We start from the raw sequence: 15,614 nt of genomic DNA, 5'->3' as shown, positions 1-15,614 counted from the left end.
AATTGCTAAGATTACTTAAGAATCTACTTTTTCGATTCGATCCCGAATATCATTCAAATCTATATATCTATCAGTAGCATTACGTAGTTCTCTAGCTATCATTCCTTCTGTTGATACTACTGTAATATGAGTATTTTTCCCTCGTAACAGTTCTATTGCTCTTTCAAAATCTCCATCTCCACTAAATAAAACAACTCGGTCGTACTGATCTACTGTATTAAACATATCTACAACAATTTCTATATCTAAATTAGCTTTTTGCGAGTACCGACCAGATGAATCATCATAATATTCTTTTAAAATTTTAGTTCTGACTGTATAACCTAGACTAATTAGAGCGTCTCTAAATCCTCGCTGATCCTGTAGGTCTTTTAAGCCAGTGTACCAGAAAGCATTAGTTAAGGTTGTGTCTGATTGTTCGTGTCTAAAATATTCTAAGACTCTTCGCGGGTCAAAAAACCAGCCATTTTTTTGTTGAGCATAGAACATATTGTTTCCGTCTACAAAAATAGACAGACGATTCATCGGAGAACCCATAGTAAAGTTACACCTAATAATATAAAAAGAATTTAGATTGAACAATAGATTATAGCAATTATAAAATAATAAGTTTGCTAATCTCTATAAATTATCTTGTCATATATAGCTTTTATCTAACAAGAGCGCATATCAGAAAATTAACTCAAATATGATAAGTAGTAGCTCTCCTCCTCTCTAATAGTGCTAACTTTTTTCTCTCTTAGCGGGCTCTGCCGCCCCTGTGATCAAAATCTACCAATAAAATTGACTCATTAACAGCATTCTTAGCTCCGTATCAGTCAACTTTACTCCTAAAGAGGTATGGAATAGGTCAGCGATAGCGTACAAGCGATGGTGCAGCTCACCGGGTTTAAGCGTACGCACACACCCGCATTGGCGATGCTCCAAAGGGCGATAGCGAGAAGGGCAGTACCCTTAAAGGCGATCGCACATTTATAAATTTTCTTAACATTTTTAACAACAGTAGGATGCAACAGAGCATTCGTAACAGCTGCACAAAGCGTCTGTTGTAGAGTTCCACAAGAATTCTTCAAAGCGGTCGATTTGGTGAGCCTACCCTACTTTACCTTACTGTGCGAGAAGCCCTTCTCCTATCGGTGAACGCAATCGCACTTGAGTTGACCGAAAGCCCTTCTGGTGTAGCCCAGACGCTACGCGCCGAGAGTGCCTGCGCTTTGCGCTTACGCGTATCTCCTCCGCAGAGGCTGCGCCAACGCTCTTCGGGTATGCGAGCGTGGGTACGGCCACGGCTATCGCCGTTCGGTGAACGCCAGTTCCCAGGGGGCGGGAAACCCTCATTCGCCCTGCGAGCAGGCGACGCCAACAGGACTGGACTCACCAGTCGCCTAGGTGGGGAAAGCCGTCATTCGCGCTGGACTCACCGTCATTTGCACCCCAGTTTCTCGTGCAGGGTTTCCCTCCTTTGAGAACTGCTCGTCTCACCACCCTGCTCACGACACTACGTTGCTTTCAAGAACTCTATCAGGGCTTGTTTGTTAGGCGTCACCTGCGAAGCGGAGGCAAAGACCCGTAGCGTGGCACTTTGCTTTTTAAATAAAGTGTACCCCTTAGGTAAAATCAAAATGCACCTATGGTGGTAAAATCAACTAGCCGTAACTTGTTTGTCCGTGAAATAATAACTATTATGAGTTAAGTAAGGCAAGAGGTTAGGTAGTGTCTGTTGTTGCGTACCTTATTATGTCATACCCTAGTCTCCCTTTTGGGAAGCAGACCTTTGGGTATTTACAGGGTTTTATGACAATACGAGGTTCTACGACAAAACGCTCTGCAGATGATACTTGCAAGGTTTTTTCCTCTGTAGCAAATTGTTCATCCCATCTGCGGGAAAGAATGAAGAATTATCGGCTGTTGTCAAGTCCTACTTAAGAAGAGCCGCCTTAGGTGCATTTACGGCGACATCTACCCTGTAAGGTAAGTGCTTTACTCATCTGGGGAGCGTGAAAGTCTAAACTTCTGAGCAATCAGTCCCGAGTCACTTTTTCCAAATTTTCTGCATACTACTAAGCACTAGACATTTAGCACTCGGTACTCAAAACTGTTTCCGGACATTTGCGGAGTCAGACAAAATAGTTTACAAATGTATAAGTTTTTCATTTGAATCTAATTTCAATTGTGTGGCACTTCAAGAGTGTGTAAATAGATAAAGGCGTTGAAGGTAAATTAATCACTAATACGATATGGCAGAAGAACCTACATCTACATTCACCAAAAAAAACGTCTCTGCTGCCAATCGAGCGTTAAAGATCCCTACAAAAGCGACTTCGACGGTATCGGCACGTCGGTCAAAGCGATTGGCTCACTTAGGTCATCTACTGGCTGGTGTTGCAGCAGTGGGTGCAGCAGTGCTGGCAACTTCTGGTGTGAATTTGGCTAAATTCATGGAAGCTCAAGCTCAAAGCACATTTTATCTATTACAGGGAGGCGTCGCTGCTCCAAAAGATATCGTGATTCTGGCAATAGATGAACAGTCGATATCAGTGGGTGAGCAGTACTATAAAACAGACCCAAAAGAGTATCCTTTCTTTGAACCGCTGCAAGCTTTTCCCTTTAAACGTGCTGCATACGCCCAAGTTATTGAGAAGTTGATCAACGCAGGGGCACGTTCTGTAGCCTTGGATATAGTTTTTGATACACCAAGTAGTTACGGATATGAGGACGATGAAAAGTTGCGCTCCTCATTACAACGCTATGGAAGCCAAGTGGCTCTGGCTGCACTCTACGAAAACTCTGAAACACCCCAAGGCGTCGTCATGCAATTGACACAGCCCCAGCAGATGTTTCGCACTGGGTCTGTCGCCATTGGTACTGTAAATTTCCCTCTAGAGATAGATGGCAAAATTCACAGACTATCTGGTGAGTTTTCCAAGCTTGTAGGTGAAGATGCTTTAACGGTGAAAATGCTTTCTTTTGATGAAGCAGTTTTGAGAGCAGCCCAAGTGAATTATCCACCACCAAAGGGCGATCGCATACATTTTTACGGACCAGCAGGGACTTTTGAGCAAATTCCCTTTTGGTACGTTCTCGATCCGGAAAACTGGAACACTTATTTGCAGCAGGGAAAGTTTTTTAAAGACAAAATTGTGTTGATTGGTGCAACAGCTAAGACAGGTCAGGGGGATGATTATCATCCAGTTGCAGCGATTAGCAGTTGGTGGCATCCAGAGCGAATGTCAGGGGTGGAAGTTCACGCCCATGCGATCGCAACTTTAATGCAAAATAAAGCGATCGCGCAAGCAATTCCCCATCCACAAGGAAACGGTTTATTTGTGCTTTGTTTAGTCAGTGGATGTGCGGTCATAGTTGCCTCAAGAAAAAGAGGTATGACTAGATTTCTCTTTAGTATCGCCCTCGCGATGACCTGGGGAGGAATCAGCTATTTCACCTTTGTCTACGGACAATTAATCTTGCCCACCGCTGTACCTGTGATGGCGATCGCCACTATCGGGTTGTGTTACCTAGGAACAGAAATGGCTAGAGAAATCATCAGAAAAAGCCAATGGATCGATATTTTTCGGAAATATTCCTCTGATCGTGTTGTCCAAGAGATTCTCAGCCAGCAGGACGATCTCAAAGACTTGCTACAGCAAAGGGAGATGGCAATATCAGGAAAAATCCTGGACGCACGCTACAGAATTGTTAAAGTTCTCGGTTCAGGTGGATTCAGTGAAACTTACATTGCTGAAGACACCAAACTTCCGGGCAACCCTTTGTGTGTTGTCAAGCAGCTAAAACCAGCTAATAGTAAACCAGAGCAGTTAGCAGTAGCCAGACGTTTATTTACTTCAGAGGCTCAAACACTGCAAAAACTAGGAACTCACACACAAATACCACAGCTTTTAGCTTATTTTGAAGAAGAAGAAGAATTTTATTTAATTCAAGAATATATAGTTGGTCATGCTCTCAGCCAGGAAATGCCATCAGGTAAACGACTCGATGAAACAGCAGTCATCGAGATTTTAAGGGACTTATTGCAAACATTGGCATTTGTCCACAACAATAGGGTTATTCACCGGGACATCAAACCCAGCAACATCATAAGACGAGAGTCAGACGGCAAGCTGGTACTCATTGACTTTGGTGCCGTTAAAGAAGTCACTACACAAGTAATGGATAATTTAGAGCAAACTGCCAATACTATTGGGATTGGTACTAGGGGTTATGCACCTAGCGAGCAGTGCTACGGACGTCCACAATATAGTAGTGATATCTATGCAGTCGGCATGATTGGCATAAAAGCGTTAACTGGTATGGCTCCCCACGAGATAGAAAGAGATGCTAATGGAGAACTGAAATGGGTTGACAAAGCATACGTGAGCCACTCCTTATCCAACATTCTCAGTAAAATGGTGCGCGAAGACTTTCAACAACGTTATCAATCTGCATCTGCAGCTCTTAAGGCGTTGCAAGAGTTAGTTGGTGACAACACACAAAGTTTGCCCAAGGACGACTCATCACTCAATACTGTTTCTTTAGAAGAGCCAGATATTGCCACCACACCTTGGACAGGAATATCTGAGAACACTGCACAAACTTCCTCCACATCCATACTGCCAACTTATTATAAAAATTCAATAAAAGACCGTAAGGATTTTCCTCCCTCTACAAAGTAGGGCAAAAATAGAGCGTTGCAAAATTGAAGAAGAACGCAGAACACAGAATAGACATCTCCAGAAATTAATTGTGCGTTGTCTACAGCCCTTGTAGAGACGTGCCATGGCACGTCTCTACATTATTTTTTGGAGAGGTCTATTTGTCTGGGTCCAATGCTTTGTACATCTACGGTTCCAAATAGCCCATTACCAGATTTTTGCAAGAAATCTAATGACCAAATCAGCGAACAGAGGATAACTGACAACTGATGACTATTAACGGAACTTAATATTACGAAGTTGATTTCATGTGCTAGGTGGTATGACTGGAGCTGGTTGTAAAGGTTGACTATTTGTAGTTGGCGCTGATGACGGGTTTGCCGGAGTAGGTGGTGTCACTGGCGGTGTTGTCACTGGCGGTGGTGATGGGTTAGCAGGAGTAGGTGGTGCGACTGTTGATGTCGGCGGTGTTGTCACTGGCGGTGGTGACGGGTTAGCAGGAGTAGGTGGTGTCACTGTTGATGTCGGCGGTGTTGTCACTGGCGGTGGTGACGGGTTAGCAGGAGTAGGTGGTGTCACTGTTGATATTGGCGGTGTTGTCACTGGCGGTGTTGTCACTGGTGGTGTTGTCACTGGTGGTGTTGTCACTGGTGGTGTTGTCACTGGTGGTGGTGTCACTGGTGGTGGTGTCACTGGTGGTGGTGTCACTGGTGGTGGTGTGACGACTGCTGGCGGTGTGACGACTGCTGGTGGTGTGACGACTGCTGGTGGTGTGACGACTGGTGGCTGCGGTGTGACGACTGGTGGCTGCGGTGTGACGACTGGTGGCTGCGGTGTAACGACTGGTGGCGGCGGTGTAACGACTGGTGGCGGCGGTGTGACGACGACTGGTGGTGGCGGTGGGGGATTTTTTCTATCTCTATTGTCAGATTGTGCAGCAGTATTTGATACGATTTGTCCTGTATCAAGCAAGGTGCCAACTGGTGAATTGTCTCTAATAATGTTACTAGGTGAATTTGGGGAAGTCGTCGTCGTTGGCTTTCCAAAAGATGGGTTTTTAACAATATCTTGACCAGTTAGTGGCGGTTGTGCGGCAACAGCTGCAGCAGTTTCAGCTTGAACGCTGGCGATCGCTGGATCTGAATTCGGTACACCCTGTTTTAAAGTTAGATCTAGCCCCTTAACTAGGCCACCCGTTTCATAAAAAGTTCTCAGATCAAAATCGTATAAGCCCTTAAATTTATCTTTAACTATAATTATCACTTGCCCTGCTTGTAGCTCCTGATTTTGAGAAGCATCCTTGTTAGAAACTTGAATGCCGCTGTTTGTCAGTGCGCCGACAAGCGTAGTGTCAGTTTTCTCGTCGTAGCGTACAAATAATGCTGAACCGCGAATTGCTGCTGCTGCATTTGGCGTATTTATACGTGTTTGCCCCCTTCCTGGTGGGATGAGCAGCAGTACTGTCCCAGTCGTCAGTTTGAAATTTCTTGTTTTTGGTAAGAATCGAAAGACTGCCTGTTCTCCTATCCGAGCCAAAGAACCGTCGTTAAAACGCAAGTCTGCTAAGGCAGATCGCCCAGTGGATAACCCATCCCCAGGACTCATGGCATCCGATTTGCGTGCCTGACGATTTGGTTGGTTTTGCGGCATCAGTTGTACCAAATTGCGGAGATTCTGAATGACAGCAAGAGTCAGAGGAGTTCTAGCATCCGCCCGGTTTGGCACCGACAGCAGAACTGCTCCCCATAAACTAATTACTATGAGTAGAAAAAACTTGCGAAACATAGTTTGGAGCCTCGGATAATTTCATTGATACCAAACCAATTGAGAACAGGTTCTGATGTTTACGGTTTAAGCCTGTTATCTGTTATAACAAGTTTATTGACGTACGTAATATTGCTTAAGCTGTACTAATAATTCTGTCAATAAAAACCGTGAATCTACTGTAGATGCATGATTTAAGTTTCTTTTAAGAAAAATCAGTTTTTTGGATACCATAGTATATACTTCGTAATTTTTTTACTCTTTAAAAAAATTAGGTATATTTACCACATCTTGTGGCTAAAGTTTCTTAGAAATTTAATATTTTTTCTTGGAACTTTTAGCACAGTCCGTGAATCTACGTTTGCCAAAAAAGATTAAATATGCAACCCAAGGGCTGGATAAATTTGTTCTTTTGGATTGTATTAGCTTCTAGTAGTGCAAACTTGTTTTGCATCAAGAAGGTAGATGCGGCGCAGGCTGCGAATACAGACCTATCAATTACTGAAGATGACCTAGTATCAACCATACCATCTTTAGGGGTTGCGTGGGTACTGGCTCAGTTGTGCCAAGAGCGTGAGCAAAAAACATCTCGCCAAGAAGTACACAAAACAATTTTTGGTAAAGGAGCAGGGGGATCACAGCGAAAAGAAGGCTTCTCTTCTAACTATTGTGGCTCCTCAGCCTACTTTGCAAGTGCTTATACTAAGAGCCCAAGTTTATATTCGCAGACTCCGCCAGAGCCACCATCTCCACCACCCGAACAAAATCCAGTCCCGCCACCACCTCCACCACCAGAACAAAATATCACTCCACCACCACCTCCACAACCCGCGCCAGCGCCGCCAACCGCACCACCTCCACAACCCGCGCCAGCGCCGCCAACCGCACCACCACCCCAACCTTCTGTACCGAATAACCCACCACAATTAGAAGGTCAGCCAGCCGATTTTCCCAATCCTCTCTCTCCACCCTTAGAGGAACGCTTGCAAGTACCTGAAATAGATAACGCACAAAGATTGGAAAGACTATTGCAACGGTTGCAAGAGAACAAGCAACCGCCGCAAGACGAAGCTAGCAATGATGAACTAGGAACAGTGCTGCTGCGAGAGGAACGACCACTAGAACAGCAACAACCCCCACCGCGTCCTCAGGCTCAGCCTCAGCCTCAGCCTCAGCCTAAACCTATAGGCTACCTACAGGCTCATGTTGGCTATTTCCATACAAACAACATTTTTTCCTCAAAAGTAGATCCAATAGAAGATGGCTTAATTTACTCAGGACTCACACTAGCCTCTGCGCCTTTAGCCTTAGGAAGCAAAACTTATTTGAATGCATCAATTAATGGCAACCTAATTCGTTACATAAATCAATCAAAATACAATTACAACCAACTGAGATTCAACGTTGGTGTTTACCAGCAGCTATCACCGCGAATGTACGGAGAAATTGGATGGAGCAATCAACAGTTGTTCTATGCCAGAAATGGCAGTAACTTTGACGCAGGCGATCGCTTTTTGAACGAAAATGCCTTCCGTCTGTCTTTGGGACGACGAGATCCCCTCACACCTAAATTGATGTTAGATAGCTTCTACGAATTGCGTCTGAGTTTGACTGACCCTCCCAGTAAAGAAGAGAACCGCGATCGAGTCATTCATTCTGCGTGGATTTCTTTAAACTACTACTTAAAACAATCGCTCCAAGTTGGGCTTGACTACCAGTTTGGTTTCTCAGACTTTACCCGACGCCAAAGAGAAGACCTGTACCATCGGTTCTATGGTCACTTAACTTACGGAATATCCAACTACACAAATCTGAGCTTGCAGGGAGGTGTTACCATAGGTAATTCAACCGACAGAAATATTGATTTTGATGGCTGGTTCTTCAGTGTTAATTACAATTTGGAATTAGGTCGATTTTGAAATCAGTCATGAACGATTGCAAATTTACTCAGTTGCTAGTTCCTCGTCCTCAGTCCCTAAATAAGTAATCCAGTCACTCCAGCTACCAGCATACAGTTTACCCGTGTGAATGCCAGCCATCTCTAAAGAAAGTAAATTCACACAAGCAGTGACGCCAGAACCGCAATAGACAAAAATTTCCTTTGGATTTTCCAATTCCAACCATCGCTCTTGTTGCTGTTGTTGTGGAAGTATATAGCCGGAGGAGTCTGTCACTTGCTGCCAAGGATAGTTTATAGCTCCAGGAATATGACCAGCGATTTTATCAATTGGTTCTGTTATCCCTAAATAACGCTCTCTTTCTCGTGAATCAACCAACGCTACCTGTTGTGAATCTTTACGACTTTTCACTATCGAAATATCCACTACCATTTGTGGTTGTAGATTAGGGACAAAAGTCGCCTCTTGAGTTTCAGGAATAACATTTGTCACGGGATATTCAGCTTTTTTCCAAGCAGAAAACCCTCCATCTAGCACCGCTACTTGCTCATGTCCAAGGTAACGCAATAGCCACCACAAACGAGATGCAAAGGCAAGGCGGGAGTCATCGTAAGCTACAACGAGAGTTTTTTGGGAATTCACCCCTATTGCTGATAACTTATCAGCTAATTCAATAGGGTTGGGTAAAGGATGCCTTCCTCCATGTTCTCCTACGGGACTGGAAAGATCCTGGTTCAAGTCTAGGTAATATGCTCCCTTGATGTGACTTTCTTGGTATTGCTGTCGTCCTAGTTGTGGTTCGGCGAGAGAAAAGCGACAATCCACTATAACAACTAGCGGTTCGTCAAGATGTTTTAATAGCCACTCACAAGAAACAACGAAAGGGCTCTCGGTCATAAACTAAAGCTGGTAATTTGTAATTATTAGTTGTAGAGACGCGCTGTTTGAAGCGTCTGTACATTTGTTAGTTGTTCCATTCCTACTAATCACTGACTAGTAGTTTATGTGATTAATTTTGATATGTCGTAGGGGTCAGATCCCCGACTTCTTTAAGAAGTCGGGGATCTTGTAACCCATTAGAATTAATGCGATAGACCACTAGTCTTTATTACTATGTCAGACTTAGACAATTTTACACCTAAGCCAACAGCAGATGGCTCGTTCACTTTTTTTTCTCATGAGTTTGGGGAGTCGTTCCACAGCCATTATGGAGCGCGTCAAGAGAGTTTTCTCAAGTTTGTTGGTCCTACTCAATTGCAAGAAAGAGCAAACAAACCAACATTGCGGCTGTTGGATGTTTGTTATGGGTTGGGATACAATACAGCCGCTGCTTTACAAGCCATTTGGGCAGTCAATCCCAATTGTTATATAGAAGTCATTGGTTTAGAAATGAATGCTGCTGTACCACAAGCTGCGATCGCCCATGACTTATTCGACAACTGGGGATACGAATATACCCAAATTTTGACTCAGTTAGCCTTTAAGCATCAAGTGCTGCAACACCGTCTCAAAGCAACCTTATTGATTGGCGATGCTAGAAACTCGATTAAGTTTGTGAACAACTCAGGTTTTCAGGCTGATGCAATTTTTCTCGATCCGTTTTCACCGCCTCATTGTCCTCAGTTATGGACTGTTGAATTTATCAAACAACTTTCTATGAGTTTAGATGTATCTGGCTTACTTGCAACTTATTCCTGCGCTGCTGCTGTACGTACGGCTCTTTTAGCCGCTGGGCTAGAAATAGGGTCTACACCACCAGTGGGAAGAAAGACACCCGGTACTGTAGCCGGACATCAAGGAGTTGGGGGAGTAGGAGAAGCGCAGTTCGTAAACGAGCAACAAATTTCTCCCCCATCTCCCTCATCTCCCTCATCTCCCTCATCTGTGCTTCCGCCGCTTTCCCAGGCTGAACACGAACATTTACTCACGCGTGCTGCCATTGCTTATCGCGATCCACAATTGTGCGATACTGCTGATGTGATTTTGAGACGACGACAACAAGAGCAACAAGCCTCTTTCCTAGAGCCTACGTCTCGTTGGCGCAAAAGATGGTCATCGAAAAGTCAACTAGAAATTGTGTAATTTTTATTACCATGTATTCCAAAAATCTTATAATCTTGGGCAATGATCTCTTGTGATTCACATCACCTTATAATAAGTAAGTGGTCACTGCTACTTAGTGATAAGCGTAGTTTGATGGTTCGCATAAATAGATCGGCAATGATGCATAACTAAATATCTCAGAATTACAACTTAAACAAAATACACCTTAGTTTGATATAAAATTCGGCAGTTAAACATTTTTTTTGAATGTGATATGAATCAATCTCCGTAAAAAACCTGATTTAAGATTTGCAATCATTGCTCATGCCGGAAAAACAGGAAGGAAAATAGGACAGCAATATTTCCAATGCTCTAAGAGTATAAAAAAATATACTTTTTAGGCAAAAAAATAGATATGTTTTGTGTAAAAGCCTTTAAAAGAAAGGTATGCATAAAGTCAATAATTAGGGGTGTAAGGGGATAAGATCTCACGGCGAAGCCTTACACCCCTAACCCAAGTGTCTTGGTCAAGTACTAACAAGACGCTTGATAAATGCTACTGTTAACAATTTCTATGGAGTACGCTTGTGGTTGAATCGAAAACCAAATATATCGGCTCTAAAGATAATATTCTTGGTTTCAAGAACGTCTTAGTCAGCAAAGATGCAGAAAGTTATTCTTTGGATTTCTCCAAGAAAGACATCATGCAACAAAAGACGGAAGCCGCGCCTTGTTTGATGAATAATCTTGTTAATTCTATGCATGATTTATTCGTTTCTAAAAGGGTACAAGCCCAAGGTCTGATAGTGAATGAGTTTGATTGTGATGCGCCTAGAGTTTTAGTGGTGGATGACCATGGAGCCTGTCGGATGGCTACTGTCGCCGTTTTAGCTATGGAAGGTTACGAAGTCATAGAAGCAGACAGTGGTATTACTGCTATGGAACTGGTAGCACAGAAAGCACCAGACCTGATTGTACTGGATGTAATGATGCCAGAAATGGATGGATTTCAGGTGTGCCAGTTGCTTAAGCAGAATGAACATACCAGACTCATCCCAATAATTTTTATTAGTAGTTTAAATGACAAGCGATCGCGCATTCGAGGAATTGAAGTTGGGGCAGATGATTTCCTCAGTAAACCATTTGACCGTTTGGAGTTGACGGCGCGGGTAAAATCTTTGGTGAGACAAAAGCGTCTGAATGAAGAGTTAGACCACGCTGAACAAGTGCTGTTTTCCATAGCAAGGGCAATTGAAAGCCGTGATCCCAAAACCGGGGATCACTGTGAACGGCTGGTGAAGTTTGGCAAAGCTTTTGGTGAATATCTCAATCTCACACGCAACCAAATTCGGGATTTGATGTGGGGGGGTTATCTGCATGACATCGGCAAAGTGGGTATTCCAGACGCAGTGCTGCTGAAAACAGGGCAATTCACGGCACAAGAGTGGCATATTATGAAGCAACACGTTTTGATTGGAGAAAAAATCTGCCAGCCACTACGCAACATACAAGGTGTGATTCCTATTATCCGCCACCATCATGAACGTTGGGACGGTTCTGGGTACCCTGATGGGCTTGTACGAGAAGACATTCCTTATCTAGCGCAAGTATTTCAAATAATGGATATTTTTGATGCTCTGATCAGCGAACGACCCTACAAAAGAGCTTTTACACTAGAAGAAGCCTTGGCTGTGATGGCGGAAGAAACAGCCTTAGGATGGCGTAATCCTAGACTCATGCAGCAGTTTACAGAGTTTATTTCTTCTTTTCAAGATTGGCAATTATGGGTGAGTTAGGTTTTGAGTTTCTGAGCGCGTTAGTATAAATTGAGCCTAGACTCAAATGAGCAGGCGCATTCAAAGCAATTCACTCATAGCTAAATTATGGTTGTTGTAGCAATTCTGGCGGCGGGACGTGGAACACGTATGAAATCAAACCTGCCCAAGGTTTTACATTCTTTGGGTGGGCGATCGCTCATTGGACGAGTTATCGACAGTGTCAAACCGCTTTCGCCGACTCGACAGATGGTGATTGTTGGGTATCAAGCTGTTGAAGTGCAAGCAGCCATGCAGTCTATTCCCGATTTAGAGTTTGTCGAACAGACTGTACAACTGGGGACAGGTCATGCTATCCAGCAATTACTCCCCCACCTTGAGGGCTACACAGGCGATTTGCTCGTATTATACGGCGATGTCCCTTTGCTTCGCACAGAAACTCTGAAAAATCTGTTGCAAACTCATACTCAGCACCAAAACGCCGCCACTATCCTCACAGCACACTTAGATAATCCCAAAGGCTACGGACGCGTTTTTTGTAATAGTGACAATATTGTGCAACAAATCGTTGAAGACCGAGATTGCACACCGACTCAAAAACAAAATAACCGCATTAATGCTGGAATTTACTGCTTCCGTTGGCAGGATTTGGCAAAAGTTCTGCCTCATTTACAAGCAAATAATTCTCAGAAAGAATACTACCTCACAGATGCCGTCAGTCAAATAGAACCAGTGATGGCGGTGGATCTGGAGGATCACCAAGAAATTCTGGGCATTAATGACCGTTTGCAACTGGCAACAGCATACGAGATTTTGCAAACGCGAGTCAAAGAAAAATGGATGGCAGCAGGTGTCACCCTCATTGACCCGGCAAGTATTACAATTGATGATACTGTAGAAATCGAGCCAGATGTGATTATCGAACCCCAAACTCACTTGCGGGGTAATACAGTGATTAAGACAGGAAGTCGCATCGGACCAGGAAGTTTAATTGAAAATAGCCAGATAGGTGAAAATGTCACGGTGCTGTATTCAGTAGTGAAAAATAGCATTGTGCAGACAGGAACCCAAGTTGGTCCCTATACTCATTTGCGTGGTGATGTGGAAGTGGGTGCTCGCTGTCGTGTGGGAAATTTTGTGGAATTGAAAAATACCAAGTTGGGCGATCGCACTAATGTTGCTCATTTGTCATATTTGGGTGATACAACTGCGGGAAGTCGCGTCAATATTGGTGCAGGTACAATTACCGCCAATTATGACGGTGTCAAAAAACATCCTACCAAGATAGGCGATCGCACCAAAACTGGTTCCAATAGCGTTTTAGTTGCTCCCCTGACGCTGGGAGACGATGTGTACGTGGCGGCTGGTTCCACGATTACAGAAGATGTCCCTGATGATTCTCTGGTGATTGCCCGTGCTCGTCAAGTTGTGAAACCAGGGTGGCGCAAAAAGAGTCCTGAGTCCACAAAAGACGACTGAGCTCTGAGTCCGGAGTTGAAAGAGAGTTGTGAGTGCCAAGTCACTTGCAACCCTTTATATTATCAACACTCTGGATTGAATACACAGCCAATTTCTGTTCCAACGGGAACTTCTAAGGTATCGCCAATCTTCTCGCCGTTGTGGTATGCGGCGAGAAGAGCTTGGCTAGTTTTCCCCCAAGCGATCGCTCCACTAGCATCTAAGGCGATCGCTCCAAAATCCCGCTTGTGTTCGTGTGCTTCCGCAAATGTACGCTGCATTGCTTCTTTGAGAGACATACCATCAGTGACGCGTACCACAATTCGTGGTGCTAAACACTCATCAATAATGTCTTCTCCAATACCAGTACAACTAACGGCTGCATATTGTGTCGCGTAGTTTCCTGCTGGCATGGCAGAATCACTGACGCGTCCAATCCGCTCAAATCCCTTACCCCCTGTAGAAGTACCTACAGATAACCTTCCTTGAGTATCTAATGCGACGACACCTATCGTACCGCGTCGGGCATTGCTGGTTTCCACCAGTTCTGCCTCTGCTACCACTCCAGCCATTGTTCTTTTAAAATTGTCTTGACGCTCTTGTATCCACTCTTGCAACCGCAACTCGGTTAAGCCATTGTAGCTAGGGATTTGTAACTCCCGCGCTAGTTCGGCTGCGCCATAATCTGAGAGTACGCGGTCAGGAGAGGATTGGAGAGCGATCGCCAAGTCAATGGGATTTTTCACTCGTGAAACATTTATTACCCCACTAAAGCTTTGGGATGCACCATCCATCAGGGAAGCACTCATACGGATTTGACCATCCGATTGCAGCACCGAACCAGTACCAGCATTAAAGCGGGGGTTGTCTTCCAACATTTGACAACCCCGCACAACCGCCTCTTTTGCACTGATTCCGGATTCTAGGAGAGAATAGATTTCCTCTATAATTTGGTAGAGAGAACGGCGTACCGTCTCAACTCCTCCTTTTCCCTTCAGAGAACTACCAGCCCCCCCATGAATAATTAATTTAGGTTGTACCTTGATCTCCATCTCTTTGTTTATTTCCCCGTACCTTTACGGGCATTAATTTGTTTCATCTTTAGCCGACGAACGGCGACGACGGCAACGTTCTGAGCAGTATTTTACGTCATCCCAGCACTCTGCCCATTTTTTGCGCCAAGTAAAAGGGCGCTGACATACCGGACAAATTTTTGTAGGCAAGTCAGATTTAGAACGAGCACGTCCCATATTATTAAGCAACAGAACTGAGCTGGATTTCTGAGATTTGGAAGATAATTATAACTAGTTTGCTACACCCTAAGGGTAATTTTTGTAACTTATTGTGGGGTGAAACCCCTCATCTTTGTGAAACGATCTGTTTGAGCAGGCTTTTGAGGTAATAGGGAACAGCGTTTTGCGATTCCTACTGATAAGCAGCTTCCAGATTTTCAGTCATTAGGTGAAAAAAGCATGGAACCTGTGGTAACGAAACGGTTAATTATACGCCGTATGACTGAGACAGATTTGCTTGATTTTCTGACATATCAAACTCACCCTGAGGTTTTGCGGTATATGCCTGTAGAACCACTTACCGAGGAGCGAGCTATAGGCTTTCTCGCCCGACAAGCAGTAGTGGAAATTGGCGATGAAGGCGGTTATATCGTGTTTGCCATTCACCATATAGGCGATGCCAAGATGATTGGCGAGGTTGGCATTAACCTATTGCCTTTGGCGCACAGTAAGGGCGAAATCGGGTGGTCACTTCACCCAAGCTATCAGGGGCATGGTTACGCAACAGAGGCGGCACAAGTATTACTCACTTATGGCTTTGCACACCGCAAGTTGCACCGAATCACCTCTATCTGCGACATACGTAATACAGCATCGTTTCGCCTGATGGAGCGTCTTGGCATGAGGCGTGAGGGGCATTTACGGCAAAGCCAATTCATAAAAGGCTCATGGCAGGACGAGTATTGAAATAAGTTGCATAAAGTATTAGCAAACATTAGCAAGCAATAGCAGATG

The 15,614-nt window shown here is 44.2% G+C and carries 12 protein-coding genes; 6 read left to right on the top strand and 6 right to left on the bottom strand.

Translation table 11 applies throughout. The features are described 5' to 3' along the window. Positions 1 to 15 precede the first annotated feature (15 nt). Together ACM0OZ_RS13570 and ACM0OZ_RS13565 are read right to left on the bottom strand one after the other, a co-directional pair. Positions 16 to 537, bottom strand: a complete 522-nt coding sequence (locus ACM0OZ_RS13570) for an NYN domain-containing protein (RefSeq protein WP_041034447.1) — start codon at positions 535 to 537, stop codon at positions 16 to 18. 565 nt (positions 538 to 1,102) lie between these two features. Beyond that, positions 1,103 to 1,378 carry a hypothetical protein gene (locus ACM0OZ_RS13565; protein WP_414583350.1) on the bottom strand — a complete coding sequence of 92 codons (276 nt, stop codon included), beginning with the start codon at positions 1,376 to 1,378 and terminating at the stop codon, positions 1,103 to 1,105. 859 nt (positions 1,379 to 2,237) lie between these two features. On the opposite strand from ACM0OZ_RS13565, the gene ACM0OZ_RS13560 reads away from it, so the two are divergent. Continuing rightward, positions 2,238 to 4,670, top strand: a complete 2,433-nt coding sequence (locus tag ACM0OZ_RS13560) for a CHASE2 domain-containing protein (RefSeq protein WP_414583349.1) — start codon at positions 2,238 to 2,240, stop codon at positions 4,668 to 4,670. A 285-nt stretch (positions 4,671 to 4,955) separates the two neighbouring features. On the opposite strand, the gene ACM0OZ_RS13555 is transcribed toward ACM0OZ_RS13560, so the two are convergent. Continuing rightward, the gene (locus ACM0OZ_RS13555) at positions 4,956 to 6,434 is read right to left on the bottom strand and encodes a FecR domain-containing protein (RefSeq protein WP_414583348.1); all 1,479 of its coding nucleotides are present in this window, start codon (positions 6,432 to 6,434) and stop codon (positions 4,956 to 4,958) included. 359 nt (positions 6,435 to 6,793) lie between these two features. On the opposite strand from ACM0OZ_RS13555, the gene ACM0OZ_RS13550 reads away from it, so the two are divergent. Beyond that, on the top strand, positions 6,794 to 8,332 hold the full coding sequence (locus ACM0OZ_RS13550) for a hypothetical protein (RefSeq protein WP_414583347.1): 1,539 nt from the start codon (positions 6,794 to 6,796) through the stop codon (positions 8,330 to 8,332). 24 nt (positions 8,333 to 8,356) lie between these two features. Here ACM0OZ_RS13550 and ACM0OZ_RS13545 read toward each other — a convergent pair whose 3' ends face one another. Continuing rightward, positions 8,357 to 9,208, bottom strand: a complete 852-nt coding sequence (locus ACM0OZ_RS13545; RefSeq protein WP_414583346.1) for a sulfurtransferase — start codon at positions 9,206 to 9,208, stop codon at positions 8,357 to 8,359. A 216-nt stretch (positions 9,209 to 9,424) separates the two neighbouring features. Here ACM0OZ_RS13545 and ACM0OZ_RS13540 point away from each other — a divergent pair, with 216 nt between their 5' ends. The 3 genes from ACM0OZ_RS13540 (at position 9,425) to glmU (ending at position 13,608) form a co-directional block, all read left to right on the top strand. Further along, a complete protein-coding gene (locus ACM0OZ_RS13540) occupies positions 9,425 to 10,393 on the top strand; it encodes a tRNA (5-methylaminomethyl-2-thiouridine)(34)-methyltransferase MnmD (RefSeq protein WP_414583345.1) in 969 nt (322 codons plus the stop codon). Between the two features lie 548 nt (positions 10,394 to 10,941). Continuing rightward, entirely contained in the window at positions 10,942 to 12,150 is a 1,209-nt protein-coding gene (locus ACM0OZ_RS13535) for an HD domain-containing phosphohydrolase (RefSeq protein ID WP_414583344.1), read from the top strand. 87 nt (positions 12,151 to 12,237) lie between these two features. Next, positions 12,238 to 13,608, top strand: a complete 1,371-nt coding sequence (glmU, locus tag ACM0OZ_RS13530) for a bifunctional UDP-N-acetylglucosamine diphosphorylase/glucosamine-1-phosphate N-acetyltransferase GlmU (protein ID WP_414583343.1) — start codon at positions 12,238 to 12,240, stop codon at positions 13,606 to 13,608. A gap of 62 nt (positions 13,609 to 13,670) precedes the next feature. Here glmU and ACM0OZ_RS13525 read toward each other — a convergent pair whose 3' ends face one another. Both ACM0OZ_RS13525 and ACM0OZ_RS13520 read right to left on the bottom strand, forming a co-directional pair. Next, the gene (locus ACM0OZ_RS13525) at positions 13,671 to 14,639 is read right to left on the bottom strand and encodes an isoaspartyl peptidase/L-asparaginase (RefSeq protein ID WP_414583342.1); all 969 of its coding nucleotides are present in this window, start codon (positions 14,637 to 14,639) and stop codon (positions 13,671 to 13,673) included. 33 nt (positions 14,640 to 14,672) lie between these two features. Continuing rightward, positions 14,673 to 14,837, bottom strand: coding sequence for a DUF2256 domain-containing protein (locus ACM0OZ_RS13520; protein ID WP_096570052.1), 165 nt, complete (start codon positions 14,835 to 14,837; stop codon positions 14,673 to 14,675). A 222-nt stretch (positions 14,838 to 15,059) separates the two neighbouring features. Here ACM0OZ_RS13520 and ACM0OZ_RS13515 point away from each other — a divergent pair, with 222 nt between their 5' ends. After that, positions 15,060 to 15,566 carry a GNAT family N-acetyltransferase gene (locus ACM0OZ_RS13515; protein WP_414583341.1) on the top strand — a complete coding sequence of 169 codons (507 nt, stop codon included), beginning with the start codon at positions 15,060 to 15,062 and terminating at the stop codon, positions 15,564 to 15,566. Positions 15,567 to 15,614 lie beyond the last annotated feature (48 nt).

Source organism: Scytonema sp. PCC 10023, assembly GCF_963920835.1.
In the GTDB taxonomy this organism is placed as follows: Bacteria; Cyanobacteriota; Cyanobacteriia; order Cyanobacteriales; family Nostocaceae; genus Kalymmatonema.
The sequence above is the reverse complement of the archived record's forward strand: the minus strand, read 5'-3'. Positions and strand labels throughout refer to the sequence as shown.

Coding starts and splice junctions, on each gene's coding strand:
- glmU (WP_414583343.1), top strand. CDS start 12,238: ATGGTTGTTGTAGCAATTCTGGCGGCGGGACGTGGAACACGTATGAAA.
- ACM0OZ_RS13525 (WP_414583342.1), bottom strand. CDS start 14,639: ATGGAGATCAAGGTACAACCTAAATTAATTATTCATGGGGGGGCTGGT.
- ACM0OZ_RS13570 (WP_041034447.1), bottom strand. CDS start 537: ATGGGTTCTCCGATGAATCGTCTGTCTATTTTTGTAGACGGAAACAAT.
- ACM0OZ_RS13545 (WP_414583346.1), bottom strand. CDS start 9,208: ATGACCGAGAGCCCTTTCGTTGTTTCTTGTGAGTGGCTATTAAAACAT.
- ACM0OZ_RS13555 (WP_414583348.1), bottom strand. CDS start 6,434: ATGTTTCGCAAGTTTTTTCTACTCATAGTAATTAGTTTATGGGGAGCA.
- ACM0OZ_RS13540 (WP_414583345.1), top strand. CDS start 9,425: ATGTCAGACTTAGACAATTTTACACCTAAGCCAACAGCAGATGGCTCG.
- ACM0OZ_RS13515 (WP_414583341.1), top strand. CDS start 15,060: ATGGAACCTGTGGTAACGAAACGGTTAATTATACGCCGTATGACTGAG.
- ACM0OZ_RS13550 (WP_414583347.1), top strand. CDS start 6,794: ATGCAACCCAAGGGCTGGATAAATTTGTTCTTTTGGATTGTATTAGCT.
- ACM0OZ_RS13560 (WP_414583349.1), top strand. CDS start 2,238: ATGGCAGAAGAACCTACATCTACATTCACCAAAAAAAACGTCTCTGCT.
- ACM0OZ_RS13520 (WP_096570052.1), bottom strand. CDS start 14,837: ATGGGACGTGCTCGTTCTAAATCTGACTTGCCTACAAAAATTTGTCCG.